This window comes from Alicycliphilus sp. T452 (assembly GCF_054512775.1).
Genome location: NZ_JBTNEH010000015.1, coordinates 33,161 through 51,482, shown reverse-complemented (window position 1 = coordinate 51,482; position 18,322 = coordinate 33,161). Strand labels below are relative to the sequence as shown.

Below are 18,322 nucleotides of genomic sequence, written 5' to 3'. Positions count from 1 at the left end.
GGGGAGGGTGACGAGCCTTACCCCCGGCACTGGCTCCACAGTTAGGGCTGCTTGGTTCCCCACCTGACCCGGTTGGCCGCTTCACCATGCGGGGAGGCCCGTCAAGGCGAGATTGTACGCCGGGAAACCGGGGCGAGCGGCCACGCACCATAGAATCACGCCCCATGTCCTATCTCGTGCTCGCCCGCAAATACCGTCCCAAGACCTTCTCGGAGATGGTGGGCCAGGAGCACGTGGTGCAGGCACTGACGAACGCGCTCACGCAGCAGCGCCTGCACCATGCCTACCTGTTCACCGGCACGCGCGGCGTGGGCAAGACCACGGTTTCGCGCATCCTGGCCAAGTCGCTCAACTGCCAGGGGCCCGACGGCCAGGGCGGCATCACGGCCACGCCCTGCGGCGTGTGCCCGGCCTGCCAGGACATCGACAGCGGGCGCTTTCCCGACTACACCGAGCTCGACGCGGCCTCCAACCGCGGCGTGGACGAGGTGCAGGGCTTGCTGGAGCAGGCCGTCTACAAGCCGGTGCAGGGGCGCTTCAAGGTCTTCATGATCGACGAAGTGCACATGCTCACGAACACGGCGTTCAACGCCATGCTCAAGACGCTGGAGGAGCCGCCCGAGTACCTCAAGTTCGTGCTCGCCACGACCGATCCGCAGAAGGTGCCGGTCACGGTGCTCAGCCGCTGCCTGCAGTTCAACCTGCGGCCCATGGCGCCCGAGACGGTGCTCGAGCATCTCGTGCGCGTGCTGGCGCAGGAGGGCGTGACCGCCGAGCCCCAGGCGCTGCGCCTGCTCGCGCGCGCGGCGCGCGGCTCCATGCGCGACGCGCTCAGCCTGACCGACCAGGCCATCGCCTTCGGCAGCGGCCAGCTGCAGGAAGCCGCCGTGCGCCAGATGCTGGGCAGCGTGGACCGCAGCCACGTGTTCCGCCTGGTCGAGGCGCTGGCGCAGGGCGACGGCCGGACCGTGGTGGAGACGGCGGACACCTTGCGCACCCATGGCCTGTCGGCCGCCAGCACGCTGGAGGAAATGAGCGCCGTGCTGCAGCGCATGGCCGTGCTGCAGGCCGTGCCGCAGATGGCCGCCGCCGTGGACGCGGCCGATCCCGAGGCCGCCGAGATCGCTCGCCTGGCCGCGCTGATGCCGGCCGACGAGACGCAGCTGCTCTACAGCATCTGCCTGCACGGCCGCACCGAACTGGGCCTGGCGCCCGACGAATACGCCGCCCTGACCATGGTGCTGCTGCGCCTGCTGGCCTTCAAACCCGCTCCGGCCGATGCGGCCATGGCGGAAAAAAAAACTCTGACGCGGCCTGAACCCGCCGCCGCGGCGCCTGCGCGGGCCCGTGAAGCGCCGCCGCAGCCCATGCCGGACGATGTGAACCAGGCGGTGCACGAGGCGCTAGACGCGGTAGAGCCTCCCGCGCCCGCCGTGCGCCTGCCCGTGCGGGCGCCCGAGGAATTCAGGCAAAATAAGCCTCAAGCGCCCGCCAGCCAAGCGCAAGCAGCTCCAGAAACAGTAGCAATACCCGTGCGCACGGTGCCCGAGCCCGGCGCACGCCTGCAGCCCATGGCGCCGAACGGCGCCGCGCCCGCGCCGGCGCGGCTCGTGCCCACCGAGGAGGGCGACACTTGGTACGCCGTGGTGCAGCAGCTCATCGCGCAGGAGGCCATCACCGCCCTGGTGCGCGAACTCGCGCTGCAGTCGCAGCTCGTGGCGCGCGACGAGGGCCACTGGCTGCTGCGCGTGGAGCGCGAGTCGCTGAACCAGCCCACGGCGCGCGAACGCCTGCGCGCGGCGCTCGAGGCCGCGGGCCACGCGCGCCAGATCAGCGTGGAGCTGGGCGTGGTCATCGACAGCCCCGCGCGCCGCAACGCCCAGGCCGCAAACGAGCGCCAGCGCGCGGCCGAGGACATCGTCCACAACGACCCCTACGTGCAGCAGCTGGTGCGCGACTTCGGCGCGAAAATCGTGCCCGGCAGCATCAAGCCCGCATAAGCATCTTTTTTATAAGCAAAGGAAACCACCCATGTTCAACAAGGGACAGCTCGCCGGCCTCATGAAGCAGGCCCAGGCCATGCAGGACAACCTGAAGAAGGCCCAGGAGGAGCTTGCCAGCATCGAGGTCGAGGGCGAATCCGGCGCCGGCCTGGTCAAGGTGCTGATGACCTGCAAGCACGACGTCAAGCGCGTGACCATCGACCCCAGCCTGCTGGCGGACGACAAGGACATGCTGGAGGACCTGGTGGCCGCGGCTTTCAACGCCGCCGTGCGCAAGGCCGAGGAAACCTCGCAGGAGAAGATGGGCAAGATCACGGCCGGCATGCCAGGCCTGCCCGGCGGAATGAAGTTCCCGTTCTGACGGCGCTGCGGCTCTGCGCATGTCCGACACCGGCTCCCTCGACGCGCTGATCCAGGCCCTGCGGCGCCTGCCGGGCGTGGGCGTGAAGTCGGCCCAGCGCATGGCCTTCCACCTGCTGCAGCACGACCGTGGCGGGGCGCAGCAGCTGTCGCAGGCGCTGGCCAGGGCGTGCGAGCAGGTGCGCCACTGCGAGCGCTGCCACACCTTCACCGAGGGCGCGGTGTGCGGCACCTGCCTGGACCCGGCGCGCGACGCCACGCGCCTGTGCGTGGTGGAGACGCCGGCCGACCAGTCCGCCATGGAGCGCACGGCCGCCTTCAAGGGGCTGTACTTCGTGCTCATGGGCCGGCTGTCGCCGCTGGACGGCGTGGGGCCGCGCGACATCGGCGTGCACAAGCTCCTGGAGCGCGCCGGCGACGGTGTGGTGCAGGAGGTGATTCTGGCCACCAGCTTCACCGCCGAGGGCGAGGCCACGGCCCACGCCATCGCCGAGTCGCTCAAGCGCCGCGGCATCCACGTCACGCGTCTGGCGCGCGGCGTGCCCGTGGGCAGCGAGCTGGAGTACGTGGACCTGGGCACCATCGCCCACGCGCTCGCGGACCGGCGTTGAGACCCCCAAAACAATAGCTGCCCATGCTTGGCCGCCAAGCGCTATCTGCCAAGGACCTTCAAAAATGAACACCAGCCTGCATGTGGCGCGTTTCACCGTGGCCTACTGGTGCGTACTCATCGCGGCGCTCCTGCCCATGGTGTGCGCGCTGCTGGCCAAGCGCGGCAGCTTTCGCGGCGCCGACAACCACGACCCGCGTGCCTGGCTGGCGCGCCAGAGCGGCTGGCGCGCACGCGCCAACGCCGCGCAGGCCAACAGCTTCGAGGCGCTGCCGTTCTTCATCGGCGCGGTCATCATCGCGCACCAGCTCGGCGCGCCGCAGACGGTGCTGGACCTGCTGGCCTTCGTGTTCATCCTGCTGCGCGTGTCCTACATCAGCATGTACGTCGGGGACATGCCCACGGCACGCAGCGCAGTGTGGGGCCTGGCCTTCCTGGTGAACATCGCCATCCTGCTGCTGGGCTGGGCGGTAAAATAGCCATCGCAGGCCTGCCCATTCAGCGCAGGCCGCTATTTATTCCATAGTGCCGTGGGCCTGCATCGACTGGCGCGCACGGCGTTTCTCCTCGTTTTCCATGATCGATCTTCGGGGCATCACCCAGATTTACCAGGGCCCGCAGGGCCCGGTCGAGGCCCTGCGCGGCATCGACCTGCACGTCACGCCGGGCGAGGTGTTCGGCATCATCGGGCGCTCGGGCGCGGGCAAGAGCTCGCTGGTGCGCGTGATCAACCTGCTCAACCGTCCCGCGGCCGGACAGGTGATCGTGGACGGGCGCGACATGACGCGGCTCACCGATGCCGAGCTGCGCGCCGCGCGGCGCGAGATCGGCATGGTGTTCCAGCATTTCAACCTGCTGTCCTCGCGCACCGTGTTCGACAATGTGGCGCTTCCGCTGGAACTGGCGGGCCTGGACAAGGCCGAGATCCACGCGCGTGTGCAGCCCCTGCTGGAGCTCGTGGGCCTGTCGCACCTGGCCGACCGCTACCCGGCGCAGATCTCGGGCGGGCAAAAGCAGCGCGTGGGCATCGCCCGGGCGCTGGCCAGCCGGCCCAAGGTGCTGCTGTCCGACGAGGCCACGAGCGCACTCGACCCCGAGACCACGCGTTCCATCCTGGACCTGCTGCGCCAGGTGAACCGCGAGCTCGGCGTGACGGTGGTGCTCATCACGCACCAGATGCAGGTCATCAAGCAAATCGCCGACCGCGTGGCCGTGATCGACGCCGGGCGCATCGTGGAAATGGGCCCGGTGATCGAGGTGTTCACGCGCCCGCGCGAGGACATCACCAAGAGCCTGATCGACGAGATCGTGCCGCAGGAGCTGCCCGCGGGCGTGCTCGCGCGCGTGCGCGGCCTGGCCGCGCGCCTGGCGCCGCAGGCCAGCGGCCAGCTGCTGCGCCTGTCGTACGCGGGCGAGCAGGCCTACGAGCCCATCCTGTCGCACCTGATCCGCGAGCTGGGGCTGGACCTGTCCATCCTGCACGGGCAGATCGACGAGATCCAGGAGCAGACCTTCGGCTCGCTGGCCGTGTACGCCAGCGGCCCCATGGCGCGCATAGGCGCGGCCATCGACTATCTGCGCGCCAACGGGGTGGTGGTGCGCACCGTGGACGTGAGCGCATAAGGAGCGGGCGGTGTTCGAGAATTTTTCCGAAATGATGCTGGAGCTGTTCGCCACCTCGCTGTGGGAGACGGTGATCATGGTCGGCGCCTCCGGCATCGTCGGCGGCCTGGTGGGCATACCGCTGGGGGTGTTCCTGCGGCTGACCGACAAGGGCGGCATCCTGCAGAACGCGCCGCTCAACACCGTGGTGGGCGGCATCGTCAACGCCGTGCGCTCCACGCCCTTCATCATCCTGCTGGTGGCCATCATCCCGTTCACGCGGCTGGTCACGGGCACGTCCATCGGCACCTGGGCCGCCGTGGTGCCGCTCACGCTGGCGGCCGCGCCCTTCATCGCGCGCCTGGTGGAGACCGCGCTGCGCGAGGTGGATGCCGGCCTGGTCGAGGCCGCGCAGTCCATGGGCGCGACCACCTGGCAGATCGTCTGGAAGGTGCTGCTGCCCGAGGCGCTGCCGGGCATCGTCGCCGGGCTGACCATCAGTTTCGTGAGCCTCACGGGCTACTCGGCCATGGCCGGCGCCGTGGGCGGCGGCGGCCTGGGCGACCTGGGCATCCGCTACGGCTACCAGCGCTTCCTGCCCGACGTGATGCTGACCGTGGTGCTGATCCTCATCGTCTTCGTGCAGGCCATTCAGAGCCTGGGCGATTGGGCCGTGCGCCGTATGTCGCACCGCTGATTTGCCGAAATCGTTTCCCGTTTTCACTGCATGAAGCCCTTGCGATGCAAGGGCTTCATGTATTTTTGTGCGAGAATAAAAATCGTTTTCCGAGCATGGATCATCGAAAATTCGATGGGCGCCTCAATATAAAACGACTTGAAATGCAATTTTCCTGTAACGAGAATAAATTCTTTGCACTGGCCTGCCTGTTGTGTGGTTTGCCAGTCATGTTGTCAACGTATCCGCCCATGGTGGACGTTCCTCAGCATGCAGCACAGATTATGTCGCTCAAAGCCATTCTCTTTGGCGGAAATTGGCCCTACAGTAATTTATTTGAAATAAAGCCCTTTACTCCCTATTGGTTGGGGTACGGAATCTCCATGGCTCTGTCCGTGCCTTTTGGAATCGTGATGGCGGTCAAGCTGATAGTGGCAGGCTCTCTGAGTCTTTTTGTATGGGCGGCTGCGCGTTTTTGCATCCGAATGGGAGTGCCCTCGGTCTGGATCTGGATGCTATTGGTATTGCCTTATGGCGTTGCCTTTCAATGGGGGTTTCTCAACTTTATTGTGGCGGCCCCTTTGGGTTTCCTGTTTCTGGTGATGTTGCTGGATTTAAACGGGCGCAATGACTGGTGTGCCGTAATCCGCGTCGCCGTATGGTTGCATTGCCTGTTTTTTGCCCATATTCTGATCGCTGGATTCTTCTGCGCTGTTGCAATGCTATTGCTGGCCGCTCCGTGGGCGGGCTGGCGGGTTTGGTTGCGGCGATGTCTGCCGTTGCTCACCATCTTGCCGTTGACCATACTCTGGTTGGGCGTCAGCCTGTTGAGTACACCATCTGCAGGTGATCCAATCGTATGGCATATTGACGAACGGCGGCTCGTTGAATTTCTACCCGCGCTGGTATCCGCACCCGATACGAGGACTGGTCAAATGATTGGCTTTGTCTTTTTGCTCATACCTTTTCTGTCTGGCGCAAAACCAAAAAGGGACTGGGTGGCGTATTTGCCATTTATCTTTTATGTGGTTTGGATGGGTGTTGTTCCGCATTATATGGTAGGGACGTTTTTTACCTATGAGCGCTTCGGTATTCTCGGCCTTCCTTTCTACCTACTGTGTTTTGAAAAGAGGCAGGATGCGCGGAAAGCATATCGCTTGGCGATGGTGCGGTCAGGGCTAGTGACCATGGCCATCGCCATTGTGGGGTGGCACAGTGTTTGTGCAACAGTTTTCAATGCAGAAGTGGCTGGCTACAAAAATGTCGTGGCGAAAGCAGAGTCCGGAGAAAAGATATTGATGCTGGATTTTGCTCTGACGAGCAAAGCATCCTATGCACCATTAATGCTTCATATGGCTGGATGGTATCAGGCAGAACATGAAGGATTGGCGGAGTTCAATTTTGCCCGTTTCTGGGTTTCTCCGCTCCAATACAAGAAAGACTTGTTGGAAGGGGCTTCGCAGGATTTCGAATGGTATCCCCAATCCTTGGACTGGCAGAGGCACCAAGGTGATTCGTTTCAGTATGTCTTGATACGCCGCCAGGAGAGTGGTGAGGCCTGGTTGAAGGAAAGATCAGGCGGCCGGGTGGCGCAGATCGCAGTCAGCGGCGAATGGCAGCTTTACAAAGTGCTGGAGAGGAAATAAAGATTCCGGAATTTGACAAGTTTGCCGAAGCGTGATCGGGGCGGTGACGCGTTGGTCGCGCCTGCTGCCCGTCCGATGGGGGCCCCACGCCACGCTCTATGAGGCATTGCACAAGGCGCAGATGTTTCTGCGGATGCCGCCACGGCCAGTGGGCGTACTCATATATGCATGGGTTGTGTGGAAATGAAAATTTATTCTTTTTGCGCTGTACGGGAGCGCCTAGGATGCGTGTCATCTCTCAATGGAAAGGTACTTTTCGTGAACAAGCGTTCCTTGCTTCAATCGAGCATCATGCTGGTCCTTGTGGCTGGCCTTTCATCCACCGCGCTCGCACAGGACAAGCCGCTCAAGATCGGCGTCACGGCCGGTCCGCACGCGCAGATCATGGAGCAGGTCAAGAAGGTGGCCGAGCAGCAGGGCCTGAAGATCCAGGTGGTGGAGTTCAGCGACTACGTGCAGCCCAACGCGGCCCTGGCCGCGGGCGACCTGGACGCCAACAGCTACCAGCACAAGCCCTATCTTGACGCGCAGATCAAGGACCGCGGCTACGCGTTCGCCGTGGCAGCCAATACGGTCAACTTCCCCATCGGCATCTATTCCAGGAAGATCAGGAAGCTGGCCGATCTCAAGGAGGGCGCGCGCTTCGGCATTCCCAACGACCCCACGAACGGCGGCCGCGTGCTGCTGCTCCTGCAGGCCCAGGGCTTGATCAAGCTCAAGGACGGCGCGGGGCTGAAGGCCACGCCGCTGGACGTGGTGGGCAACCCCAGGAAGCTCAAGTTCGTGGAGCTCGACGCTGCGCAGCTGCCGCGCTCGCTCGACGACCTGGACGCATCGGCCATCAACACCAACTTCGCCATCTCGGCAGGGCTCAACCCCAAGACCGACGCCATCGCCCAGGAAAACCCCGACGGTCCCTACGTGAACATCCTCGTGGTGCGCGCGGCCGACAAGGACAAGCCCTGGGTGGCCAGGCTCGTGAAGGCCTACCACAGCGAAGAGATACGCCGCTTCATCGACACGCAGTTCAAGGGCTCGGTGCTGGCCGGCTGGTGATCGACAGCCTCTCGTCCGACAGCCCCGCGCGTGGGGCTGCCGTACGATGCAGCGGCCGCGCCCCGGCGGCTTCTCCCAGAAAGGCTTCCGTATGAGCAAGTACCGCATCGCTGTCGTCGTGGGCAGCCTCCGCAAGGATTCCTTCAACCGCAAGCTCGCGAACGCGCTGGCGCGCCTGGCGCCGCCGGACTTCGAGTTCGAGCAGGTGCGCATCGACGACCTGCCGCTGTACAACCAGGACGACGACGGCCACCAGGCCGCGCAGGTGCTGCGGCTCAAGAAGGAGATCGCCGCGGCGCAGGGCGTGCTGTTCGTGACGGCGGAATACAACCGCTCCATCCCCGGCGTGCTCAAGAACGCCATCGACAACGCCTCGCGCCCCTACGGCCAGAGCGCCTGGGCGGGCAAGCCGGCGGGGGTGATCGGCATCTCCATCGGCACCATCGGCACGGCCATGGCGCAGCAGCACCTGCGCAACGTGCTGGTTTTCCTGGATATGCCCGCCATGGCGCAGCCCGAGGCCTTCCTGCAGGCCAAGGACGGCTTCTTCGACGCCGACGGCAACATCGGCGAGGCCAGCCGGGGCTTCGTGCAGTCGTGGATGGACGCCTACGTCGCCTGGGTCAAGCGCCACAGCGCCTGAAGTGAACCACGCGCCCGAGCCCCTCCCCCCTGGCGGGGGGAGGGGTTGGGGAGAGGGGCCCCGCGCGTCAGGCGGCCTGCGAGATGCGCTCCTGGTTGGCGGCGCCGGCCTGCACATGGGCCTCGATGGCCTGTGCGGCGGCGGCCAGGGCCTGTGCCTTGGCCTCCTCGCCCAGGGCCATGCCCTCGGCGCGCACGAAGCGCACGTCGGTCACGCCGAAGAAGCCCAGCACGGTCTGCAGGTAGCTTTCCTGGTGCTCCATGGCGCGGCCGGCCTCGCTGGTGGAGTACACGCCGCCGCGGCTGGAGGCCACGATCACCGTCTTGCCCTTGGCCAGTCCCTCGGGGCCGTTCGCCGTGTAGCGGAAGGTGCGGCCCGGCTGGGCGATGCGGTCGATCCAGGCCTTGAGCTGGGTGGGAATGGCGAAGTTGTAGAACGGCGCGCCGATCACCACCACGTCGGCCGCGAGGAACTGGCGCACCAGGCGCTCGGACACGGCGTTCTCGCGCTGCTGCGCCTTGCTCAGCCCTTCGGTCTGGCCCGTGCGCGGGGCCATGGCCTCCATGGTGAAGTGTGCGGGGGCCTCGGCCACCAGGTCCAGGTAGCTGACCTGGGTGGCGGGGTGGCTGGCCTGCCAGGCCTGGACGATGCGGGCCGTGAGCTGGCGGGAGACGGACTGGTCGCCGGTGATGGCGGAATCGATGTGCAGCAATTGCATGAAATTTCCTGTCTGAGTGCAAACCCTGGGTTTGGGCGATGGGTGTATTGTATTTTTGGGATCAATCTTTGATTAGGTGGAGGAATCACGATAAATTGTCCTGAACTCGTCGCCAATCCACGCTCCCATGCAAGACCTGAACGACATGCTGTATTTTGCCGAGGTGGCCGAGCGCGGCGGCTTTGCCGCTGCCGGGCGGGCGCTGGGCATTCCGAAGTCCCGCCTGTCGCGGCGCGTGGCCGAGCTGGAGGCGCACCTGGGCGTGCGCCTGCTGCAGCGCACCACGCGCACGCTGTCGCTGACCGCGGTGGGCGAGGCGTACCTGCGCCACTGCCTGGCGATGCGCGAGTCGGCCCAGGCCGCTGCGGATGCGGTGGCCCAGGTGCGCTCCGAGCCGCGCGGCACCGTGCGCGTGACCTGCCCGGTGACCCTGGCGCAGACCGTGCTGGCGCGGCTGATTCCCGTTTTCCTGGCACGCCATCCCCTGGTGCGGCTGGAGATGCAGGTGACCAACCGCGTGGTCAACGTGGTGGAGGAGGGCGTGGACGTGGCCCTGCGCGTGCGCGCCACCCTGGACGACAGCGCCAGCATGGTGGTCAAGCGGCTGGACGAGGGGCGGCAGCTGCTGGTGGCCAGCCCCGCGCAGCTGGCGCGCCAGGGCACGCCGGCCGCGTTGCAGGACCTCGCGCGCATGGACATGTTGGCCATGTCCGCCACCGACGGGCGCGCCAGCCTGCGCCTGATAGGGCCTGCGGGGCGTGAGGAAACGGTGCAGTTCGCGCCGCGCTACGTGGCCGACGACCTGCTCACCCTCAAGTTCGCGGCCCTGGCGGGCACGGGCCTGTGCTGGCTGCCCGACTACATGTGCCAGGCCGAGCTGCAGCAGGGGCGCCTGGTGCGGATCCTGCCCCAGTGGTCGCAGCCGCCGGGCATCGTGCATGCGGTGTTCGCCTCGCGGCGGGGGCTGTCGCCGGCGGTGCGCGGTTTCCTGGACTTCCTGGGCGAGACCGTGCCCGGCGGCAGGCAAGAGGACGAAGAGGGTGCTGGCGATAGATGAATTTTCTATAAATTAAAAACGATATATTCTTTTGAGTTTTAAGATGCCGTCTCGACAATGCCTCCCATTCCTGCATCGTGGAGAGGCATCAATGACACCGGCAAGCAAACTCAAGACCCTTTTCGCCGCCCTGGCCCTGACCGCCAGCGCCCTGGCATCGGCCCAGTCCAACACCCTGCTCAACGTTTCCTACGACGTGGCGCGCGAGTTCTACAAGGACTACAACCAGGCCTTCATCGCCCACTATCAAAAGACCAAGGGCGTTCAAGTCAAGGTGGACCAGGCCCATGGCGGCTCCAGCGCCCAGGCGCGCGCCGTGAACGACGGCCTGGCCGCCGACGTGGTGACCTTCAACACCACGACCGACGTGCAGTTCCTGGCCGACAACGGCGTGGTGGCCAAGGACTGGGCCAAGAAGTTCCCGCACGACGCATCGCCCACCACGTCCACCATGCTGTTCCTGGTGCGCCACGGCAATCCCAAGGCTATCCGCGACTGGAACGACCTGACCCGCCCCGACGTGAAGGTCATCGTGGTCAACCCCAAGACCGGCGGCAACGGCCGCTACGCCTACCTGGGCGCCTGGGGCTCCGTGCGCGAGAAGGGCGGCACCGACGCGCAGGCGGCCGAGTTCGTCGCCAAGCTCTACAAGAACGTGCCCGTGCTCGCCAAGGGCGGGCGCGACGCCACGGCCACCTTCCTGCAGCGCAGCATCGGCGACGTGCTGATCACCTTCGAGTCCGAGGTGGTGTCGGTGGAGCGCGAGTTCGGCAAGGGCAAGGTCGATGCGGTCTACCCCTCGGTGAGCATCACGGCCGAGAACCCCGTGGCCGTGGTCGAGCGCACCGTGGCCAAGAAGGGCACGGCGGAACTCGCCAAGGCCTACCTGGACTACCTGTACTCGGACGAGGCGCAGGAGATCGCGGCCCGGCACGCCATCCGCCCGCGCTCCGAGGCGGTGCTCAAGAAGCATGCCGACCAGTTCAAGCCCATCCAGCAGTTCACTGTGGCCAAGTACTTCGGCTCCCTGAGCGATGCGCAGAAGGTGCATTTCAACGACGGCGGCCAGTTCGACAAGCTCTACCAGAGCGGCAAGTAATTTCATGACCACGCTAGCGCTGGGCGCCGCCCAGCCCCGAAAGCGCGCGCCCAGGCGCGTGCTGCCCGGCTTCGGGCTCACGCTGGGCTACACGCTGTTCTACCTGAGCCTCATCGTGCTGATCCCGCTGCTGGCCCTGCTGTTCAAGAGCTTTTCCATGACTTGGCCGCAGTTCTGGGAGGCCGTGGCCGCGCCGCGCGTGCTGGCCTCGTACCGGCTCACGTTCGGCGCGTCGTTCATCGCCGCGTGCGTGAACCTGGTGTTCGGCCTGCTGATCGCCTGGGTGCTGGTGCGCTACCAGTTCCCGGGCAAGAAGGTCGTGGACGCGCTGGTGGACCTGCCGTTCGCCCTGCCCACGGCCGTGGCCGGCATCTCGCTCACGGCGCTGCTGGCGGGCAACGGCTGGGTGGGCCAGTATTTCGAGCCGCTGGGCATACAGCTCGCGTTCAACCCCAACGGCGTGGTGATCGCGCTGATCTTCATCGGCCTGCCCTTCGTGGTGCGCACGGTGCAGCCGGTGCTGGAGGACAGCGAGAAGGAACTGGAGGAGGCCGCGACCAGCCTGGGCGCGACGCGCTGGCAGATCTTCCGCCACGTGATCCTGCCGGGCATCATGCCCGCGCTGCTCACGGGCTTCGCCATGGCCTTCGCGCGCGCCATCGGCGAGTACGGCTCGGTCATCTTCATCGCGGGCAACATGCCCATGGTGTCGGAGATCACGCCGCTCATCATCATCGGCAAGCTGGAGCAGTACGACTACGCGGGCGCCACGGCCGTGGCCGTGGTGATGCTGCTGATCTCCTTCGTCATGCTGCTGGTCATCAACGCGCTGCAGGCCTGGCAGCGGCGCCACGCGGGGATGCCGGCATGAGCGCCGCCGTCCGTACCGCCCCGCGCGCCCGCGCGGGCACGACCGAGGCGCCGTGGGTCCGGTGGCTGCTCACCGGCATCGCCCTGGCGTTCCTGCTGCTGTTCCTGGTGCTGCCGCTGGCGGCCGTGTTCACCGAGGCGCTGCGCAAGGGCGTCGATGCCTACCTGGCGGGATTGTCCGAGCCCGATGCCTGGTCCGCCATCCGGCTGACCCTGCTGACCGCGGCCATCGCCGTGCCCCTGAACCTGGTGTTCGGCGTGGCGGGGGCCTGGTGCATCGCCAAGTACGAGTTCAGGGGCAAGGCCTTCCTGACCACGCTGATCGACCTGCCGTTCTCCATCTCGCCCGTGGTGGCGGGCCTGATGTACGTGCTGGTGTTCGGCGCCAACGGCTGGTTCGGCCCCTGGCTGGCCGCGCACGACATCAAGATCATCTTCGCCGTGCCCGGCATCGTGCTGGCCACCGTGTTCGTCACCTTCCCGTTCATCGCGCGCGAGCTGATCCCGCTGATGCAGGCCCAGGGCAACGACGAGGAGCAGGCCGCCATCGTGCTGGGCGCGAGCGGCTGGCAGACCTTCTGGCACGTGACGCTGCCCAACATCAAGTGGGGCCTGCTGTACGGCGTGATCCTGTGCAACGCGCGCGCCATGGGCGAGTTCGGCGCGGTGTCGGTGGTCTCGGGCCACATCCGCGGCCAGACCAACACCATCCCGCTGCACGTGGAGATCCTCTACAACGAGTACCAGTCGGTCGCGGCGTTCGCCGCCGCCTCGCTGCTGGCGCTGCTGGCGCTGGTCACGCTGATGATCAAGACGGTGGCCGAGTGGCAGAACGAGCAGCAGCGCAAGGCCGCCGCGGCATTGCCGCCCGAGCGCCCGGCTTCAAGCCCAAATCCCCCCTCAGCCCGCACCCAGCCTGCGCTGAAAGCTATCGAATCATGAGTATCGAAATCCGCAACGTGAGCAAGCAGTTCGGCAGCTTCCAGGCCTTGCGCGACGTGAGCCTGGACATCGAGTCGGGCGAGCTGATCGCGCTGCTTGGCCCCTCGGGCTGCGGCAAGACCACGCTCCTGCGCATCATCGCCGGGCTGGAGACGCCCGACACGGGCAGCATCCACTTCAGCGGCGAGAACCAGACCGACGTGCACGTGCGCGAGCGCGGCGTAGGCTTCGTGTTCCAGCACTACGCGCTGTTCCGCCACATGACGGTGCTCGACAACGTGGCCTTCGGCCTGCGCATGAAGCCGCGCAGGGAGCGGCCCAGCGAAGCGCAGATCCGCCGGAAGGTCATGGACCTGCTGAAACTCGTGCAGCTCGACTGGATCGCCGACCGCTACCCCTCGCAGCTCTCGGGCGGCCAGCGCCAGCGCATCGCCCTGGCGCGCGCGCTGGCGGTGGAGCCCAAGGTGCTGCTGCTCGACGAGCCCTTCGGCGCGCTGGACGCCAAGGTGCGCAAGGAACTGCGCCGCTGGCTGCGCCGCCTGCACGACGAACTGCACGTCACGTCGATCTTCGTGACGCACGACCAGGAGGAGGCGCTGGAGGTGGCCGACCGCGTGGTCGTCATCAACCAGGGCCGCATCGAGCAGCAGGGCACGCCCCAGCAGGTGTGGGACAACCCGGCCAGCCCTTTCGTCTACGGGTTCCTGGGCGATGTGAACCTGTTCAAGGGCCGCGCCAACGACGGCCGCATCCACCTGGACGAGGGCATGCAGCTCGACAGCCCCGAGGCCCGGCATGCCGACGGCGCGCAGGCCTTCGCCTACGTGCGGCCGCACGACCTGGACGTGGAGCGCTACTCTCCGGGCCAGGCGCTCGACGCGCACGGCCGCCCGCGCGGCATCGTGGTGCAGCTGGTGCGCTCCATCGTCGTGGGGCCGATCGCGCGTCTGGAACTAATTCCCGAAGGCAGCACCCAATCGGCGGACAATGCGGCCCCGGATACGCTGATCGAGGCGCAGATCCCGGCGCAGCAGTTCCATGACATGGGGCTGCGCGACGGCGAGATGCTGGTGGTCACGCCACGGCGCGCCAAGGTGTTTCTGGACGAAGCCGCCGGCATCTGAGCCCCGCCTGCTCCTGTGGAGCGGCGCGGCGCCCGGGCCGGCTCTATAGGGAAAAAGAAAAGTGTTGCTGAACTGGATAACGATCGCCCCGCGCCGCACCCTGGTGCTGGTCAGCGCCGCCTGCGTGGCCATGCTGGCCTTTGGCATGTACCTGCAGCATGTGGTGGGCCTGGAGCCGTGCCCCATGTGCATCGTGCAGCGCTATGCTCTCATTGGCATAGCTGTTTCCGCAGGCCTGGCAAGCCTTAGAAACCAAAAATCCTGGTGGATGGGCTGGGGTGCGCTGGCCCTGGTGATGGCGGGTTTCGGTGCCTTCACCGCCGCGCGCCAGAGCTGGCTGCAGTGGTACCCGCCCGAGATGGCGACCTGCGGGCGCGACTTCTACGGGATGATCGAAAACTACTCCATCAGCCGCGCGGTGCCGATGATCTTCCGCGGCTCGGGCGACTGCACGGCGGTGGACTGGACCTTCCTGGGCGGCTCCATCGCCAACTGGTCCTTCGTCTGGTTCACGGTGCTTGCCGTGCTGCTGCTGGTGCTGCTGCTGCGCAGAGGGGGCTCGCAGGCCCGGTTCGCATAGACCCTTGCCGCACCGGCAGTGTTGTTTCCGCCACCAACATTTGTAAATAAAGACTGCGACAATCGGCACCCGGGTTGCGCTGGTGCGGTGTGACCCACCGTCACACTGATCCATGGCTTGACCGAAGGAGGGAGCGCCTGCATGCCCGATGCATCGCAGAAATTGCTGGGGCGCCTGCAGGAGCTCAACGAGGTGGGCTCCGCCCTGTCGCGCGAGCGGGACATCGACCTCCTGCTCGAACGCATCCTGGATGCGGCGCAGATGCTCACCCATGCCGACGCCGGCACCCTGTACCGCGTGACCGATGACGGCAGCGCGCTGCGCTTCGCGCTGGTGCGCACCCATTCGCTGGGGCTGCACCAGGGGGGAAGGTCGGGGCAGGCGGTCGATTTTCCGGATTTGCCGCTCCACCTGCCCGACGGGCGCGCGAACGATTCGCTGGTGGCCGTGCACGCCGCCGTGCACGATCGCACGGTAAGCATCGCAGATGCCTATGGCAGCGCGGACTTCGACTTCGCCGGCTCGCGGGCCTTCGACCAGCGCACGGGCTACCGCTCGCGGTCCTTTCTCACGGTGCCCTTGCGGAACCACGACCACGAGCTGGTCGGCGTGCTGCAGCTCATCAATGCCATCGACCCGGCCACGGGCGCGGTGCAGGCGTTCTCGCAGGAGGACTGCAGCATCGCCGAATCGCTGGCCTCGCAGGCCGCGATCGCGGTGACGAACCGCCTGCTCATCACGCAGCACGAGCGCCTGTTCGAATCCTTCGTGAACCTCATCAACCTGGCGATCGACGAAAAATCGCCCTACACGGGCGGGCATTGCCAGCGCGTTCCCGCCCTGACCATGATGCTGGCCGAGGCCGCCGCCGCCACCACCGAGGGGCCGCTGGCGGCGTTCGCCATGACCGAGCGCGACCGCTACGAGCTCAAGATGGCGGGCCTGCTGCACGACTGCGGCAAGATCACCACGCCCGTGCACGTGGTGGACAAGGCGACCAAGCTGCAGACCCTCTACGACCGCATCGGCCTCGTGGACACGCGCTTCGAGGTGCTCAAGCGCGACGCCGAGATCGACATGCTGCGCCGCCAGCTCGCGCTGCGCTCACAGTCCGATGCCGCGGCGGAGGCGCAATTGCAGCGCGGCCTGCAGGAGCAGTTGCAGGAGCTCGACGGCGAGCGCGCCTTCCTGCGCCACTGCAACCTGGGCAGCGAGGCCATGCTCCCCCACGAGCAGCAGCGGGTGCGCGACATAGGCACGGGGCGCGGCTGGCGCGATCCGCAGGGGCAGCAGGCGAGCTTCCTCACGCAGGACGAAATCGAGAACCTGAGCATCCGCTCGGGCACGCTCACGCGCTCCGAGCGCGCCATCGTCAACCACCACATTGTGGCCACGATCAGGATGCTCGAAAGCCTGCCCTGGCCCAGGCACCTGCGCAACGTGCCGGAATACGCGGGCGGCCACCACGAGCGCATGGATGGCAAGGGCTACCCGCGCGGACTCGTGCGCGCGCAGCTGTCGTGGCAGGCGCGCATGCTGGGCCTGGCCGACATCTTCGAGGCGCTCACCGCAGCCGACCGGCCCTACAAGCGGGCCATGACCCTGTCGCAGGCGCTGGCCATCATGCGCAAGATGCGCGACAACGGCCACATCGACCCCGACCTGTTCGACGTCTTCGTGCGCGAACGCGTCTACCTGCGCTACGCCCGGCAGTTCCTGGAGCCCGAGCAGGTCGACCTGGACGCGGTGCACGCGCCGGCGCTGTAGCGCTCCCCGGTCAGAGCTTCTTGACCAGCACCTGGCTCTTGCGGTCCCAGTTGTACTTGCGCTTGCGCGCCTCGGGCAGCCAGTCGGGGTCCACGGGTTGGAAGCCGCGCTTGATGAACCAGTGCATGGTGCGCGTGGTCAGCACGAAGATGCTCGTGAGGCCCAGCACGCGCGCGCGCTGCTCGATGCGCTTGAGCAGCTTCTCTCCGTCGCCCGTGCCCTGGCTGTTGGGCGAAACGGTCACCGCGGCCATCTCGGCCGTGCCGGCCTCGGGGTAGGGGTAGAGCGCGGCGCAGCCGAAGATCACGCCGTCGTGCTCGATCACGGTGTAGGCGGCGATGTCGCGCTCGATCTCGGTGCGGTCGCGCTTGACCAGGGTGCCGTCCTTCTCGAAGGGCTCGATGAGCTGCAGAATGCCGCCCACGTCGTCGGCCGTGGCCTCGCGCAGCTCTTCGAGCTTCTCATCGACCACCATGGTGCCGATGCCGTCGTGCACGTAGATCTCGAGCAGCAGCGCGCCGTCCACGGCGAAGGGGATGATGTGGCTGCGCTCCACGCCATGCTCGCAGGCGCGCACGCAGTGCTGCAGGTAGAAGGCCGCGTCCGTGGGGCGCTGGGCCGCGGGCAGCCTGGCCAGCAGCTGGCGCGCCTGGGCCAGCGGCAGCTCGGTGTCGATGGGGTTGTCCTCGCCTGCGGGGTCGTCCGGGCGCGTGCGTATGCCGGGCACTTCCGAGAGGAACAGCAGCTTGTCGGCCTTGAGCTCGCTGGCCACGCGCGTGGCCACTTCCTCCATGGCCAGGTTGAAGGCCTCGCCCGTGGGCGAGAAGCCGAAGGGCGAGATGAGCACCATCGCTTCCGATTCGAGTGAGCGGCGTATGCCCGCCACGTCCACCTTGCGCACCAGGCCCGTGTGCTGGAAGTCCACGCCGTCGACGATGCCCACGGGCCGCGCCGTGAGGAAGTTGCCCGAGATCACGCGCACGCGCGCGCCGGCCATGGGCGTGTTGGGCAGGCCCTGGCTGAAGGCGGCCTCGATCTCGTAGCGCAGCTGGCCGGCGGCCTCCTGCGCGCAGTCCAGCGCCACCGGGTCGGTGATGCGCATGCCGTGCGAGTACCTGGCGGCATGCCCTTTGGCCGCGAGCTGCTCGTTCACCTGTGGGCGAAAGCCGTGCACCAGCACGATCTTCACGCCCATGGCCTGGATCATGGCCAGGTCCTGCACGATGCTCTGCAGCTTGCCTGCGGCGATGGCCTCGCCCGTCAGGCCCACCACGAAGGTCTGGTGCCGGAACTTGTGGATGTACGGCGCCACGGAGCGGAACCAGGGGACGAAGGTGAAGTTGAAGACCGTGGACATGGGCGGTTGTAGGCGGAGGGCGGGCGAAGAAAAAACGCCTGCGGCCCCATGCCACCGGCGGTGGTGGCAGCGGCGCCTGCAAGCGCAGAGCGCAGTGTAGCGGTTGCGGGCCCGCGTGTGCCTGGCGCCGGGCCTTGCTTTCAATCCGATAGCTGCTGGCGCTTGCCAGTCAAGGAAAATCAATGGATTTTCAGCTGAAAGTGCCTTGGGTC

Annotated in this window: 18 protein-coding genes and 1 other RNA gene; 16 read left to right on the top strand and 3 right to left on the bottom strand. The window is 66.5% G+C overall.

Features of this window, described 5'->3' with window-relative positions:
• Positions 1 to 6: 6 nt before the first annotated feature.
• Positions 7 to 103, bottom strand: an RNA gene (gene ffs, locus ACX12L_RS14190) — signal recognition particle sRNA small type.
• A gap of 61 nt (positions 104 to 164) precedes the next feature.
• Here ffs and dnaX point away from each other — a divergent pair.
• From dnaX to ACX12L_RS14145, 9 genes are all read left to right on the top strand, one after another.
• On the top strand, positions 165 to 2,000 hold the full coding sequence (dnaX, locus tag ACX12L_RS14185) for a DNA polymerase III subunit gamma/tau (protein WP_459263181.1): 1,836 nt from the start codon (positions 165 to 167) through the stop codon (positions 1,998 to 2,000).
• A gap of 31 nt (positions 2,001 to 2,031) precedes the next feature.
• Positions 2,032 to 2,364 carry a YbaB/EbfC family nucleoid-associated protein gene (locus ACX12L_RS14180; RefSeq protein ID WP_013519285.1) on the top strand — a complete coding sequence of 111 codons (333 nt, stop codon included), beginning with the start codon at positions 2,032 to 2,034 and terminating at the stop codon, positions 2,362 to 2,364.
• 19 nt (positions 2,365 to 2,383) lie between these two features.
• The gene (gene recR, locus ACX12L_RS14175; RefSeq protein WP_459263180.1) at positions 2,384 to 2,974 is read left to right on the top strand and encodes a recombination mediator RecR; all 591 of its coding nucleotides are present in this window, start codon (positions 2,384 to 2,386) and stop codon (positions 2,972 to 2,974) included.
• 64 nt (positions 2,975 to 3,038) lie between these two features.
• Positions 3,039 to 3,452 carry an MAPEG family protein gene (locus ACX12L_RS14170; protein ID WP_459263179.1) on the top strand — a complete coding sequence of 138 codons (414 nt, stop codon included), beginning with the start codon at positions 3,039 to 3,041 and terminating at the stop codon, positions 3,450 to 3,452.
• A 97-nt stretch (positions 3,453 to 3,549) separates the two neighbouring features.
• Positions 3,550 to 4,596 (top strand): methionine ABC transporter ATP-binding protein, encoded by a 1,047-nt coding sequence (locus tag ACX12L_RS14165; RefSeq protein ID WP_459263178.1) that lies wholly within the window; start codon positions 3,550 to 3,552, stop codon positions 4,594 to 4,596.
• A 10-nt stretch (positions 4,597 to 4,606) separates the two neighbouring features.
• Entirely contained in the window at positions 4,607 to 5,272 is a 666-nt protein-coding gene (locus tag ACX12L_RS14160; protein WP_459263177.1) for a methionine ABC transporter permease, read from the top strand.
• Positions 5,273 to 5,316: 44 nt separating this feature from the next.
• Positions 5,317 to 6,897 (top strand): hypothetical protein, encoded by a 1,581-nt coding sequence (locus ACX12L_RS14155; RefSeq protein WP_459263176.1) that lies wholly within the window; start codon positions 5,317 to 5,319, stop codon positions 6,895 to 6,897.
• A 291-nt stretch (positions 6,898 to 7,188) separates the two neighbouring features.
• Entirely contained in the window at positions 7,189 to 7,953 is a 765-nt protein-coding gene (locus ACX12L_RS14150) for a MetQ/NlpA family ABC transporter substrate-binding protein (protein WP_459263245.1), read from the top strand.
• A gap of 91 nt (positions 7,954 to 8,044) precedes the next feature.
• Positions 8,045 to 8,596 carry an NADPH-dependent FMN reductase gene (locus ACX12L_RS14145; protein WP_459263175.1) on the top strand — a complete coding sequence of 184 codons (552 nt, stop codon included), beginning with the start codon at positions 8,045 to 8,047 and terminating at the stop codon, positions 8,594 to 8,596.
• A 67-nt stretch (positions 8,597 to 8,663) separates the two neighbouring features.
• On the opposite strand, the gene ACX12L_RS14140 is transcribed toward ACX12L_RS14145, so the two are convergent.
• Complete coding sequence (locus tag ACX12L_RS14140; RefSeq protein ID WP_459263174.1) at positions 8,664 to 9,314, bottom strand: FMN-dependent NADH-azoreductase; 651 nt, start codon at positions 9,312 to 9,314, stop codon at positions 8,664 to 8,666.
• Positions 9,315 to 9,441: 127 nt separating this feature from the next.
• Here ACX12L_RS14140 and ACX12L_RS14135 point away from each other — a divergent pair, with 127 nt between their 5' ends.
• The 7 genes from ACX12L_RS14135 (at position 9,442) to ACX12L_RS14105 (ending at position 16,753) form a co-directional block, all read left to right on the top strand.
• Positions 9,442 to 10,371: a LysR family transcriptional regulator gene (locus ACX12L_RS14135; RefSeq protein WP_459263173.1), complete on the top strand. Its 930-nt coding sequence runs from the start codon at positions 9,442 to 9,444 to the stop codon at positions 10,369 to 10,371.
• Positions 10,372 to 10,462: 91 nt separating this feature from the next.
• Entirely contained in the window at positions 10,463 to 11,470 is a 1,008-nt protein-coding gene (locus tag ACX12L_RS14130; protein WP_459263172.1) for a sulfate ABC transporter substrate-binding protein, read from the top strand.
• 4 nt (positions 11,471 to 11,474) lie between these two features.
• Entirely contained in the window at positions 11,475 to 12,341 is an 867-nt protein-coding gene (gene cysT / locus ACX12L_RS14125; protein ID WP_013519274.1) for a sulfate ABC transporter permease subunit CysT, read from the top strand.
• Entirely contained in the window at positions 12,338 to 13,282 is a 945-nt protein-coding gene (gene cysW, locus ACX12L_RS14120; protein WP_459263171.1) for a sulfate ABC transporter permease subunit CysW, read from the top strand. The genes cysT and cysW overlap by 4 nt, the downstream gene beginning before the upstream one ends.
• Positions 13,279 to 14,406 (top strand): sulfate/molybdate ABC transporter ATP-binding protein, encoded by a 1,128-nt coding sequence (locus tag ACX12L_RS14115; protein ID WP_459263170.1) that lies wholly within the window; start codon positions 13,279 to 13,281, stop codon positions 14,404 to 14,406. Before cysW ends, ACX12L_RS14115 begins: the two co-directional genes overlap by 4 nt.
• Positions 14,407 to 14,467: 61 nt before the next feature.
• Entirely contained in the window at positions 14,468 to 14,986 is a 519-nt protein-coding gene (locus tag ACX12L_RS14110; RefSeq protein WP_459263169.1) for a disulfide bond formation protein B, read from the top strand.
• Positions 14,987 to 15,127: 141 nt separating this feature from the next.
• On the top strand, positions 15,128 to 16,753 hold the full coding sequence (locus ACX12L_RS14105; protein ID WP_459263168.1) for a GAF and HD-GYP domain-containing protein: 1,626 nt from the start codon (positions 15,128 to 15,130) through the stop codon (positions 16,751 to 16,753).
• Positions 16,754 to 16,763: 10 nt separating this feature from the next.
• On the opposite strand, the gene argA is transcribed toward ACX12L_RS14105, so the two are convergent.
• Positions 16,764 to 18,110: an amino-acid N-acetyltransferase gene (gene argA, locus ACX12L_RS14100; protein ID WP_459263167.1), complete on the bottom strand. Its 1,347-nt coding sequence runs from the start codon at positions 18,108 to 18,110 to the stop codon at positions 16,764 to 16,766.
• Positions 18,111 to 18,322: the final 212 nt, after the last annotated feature.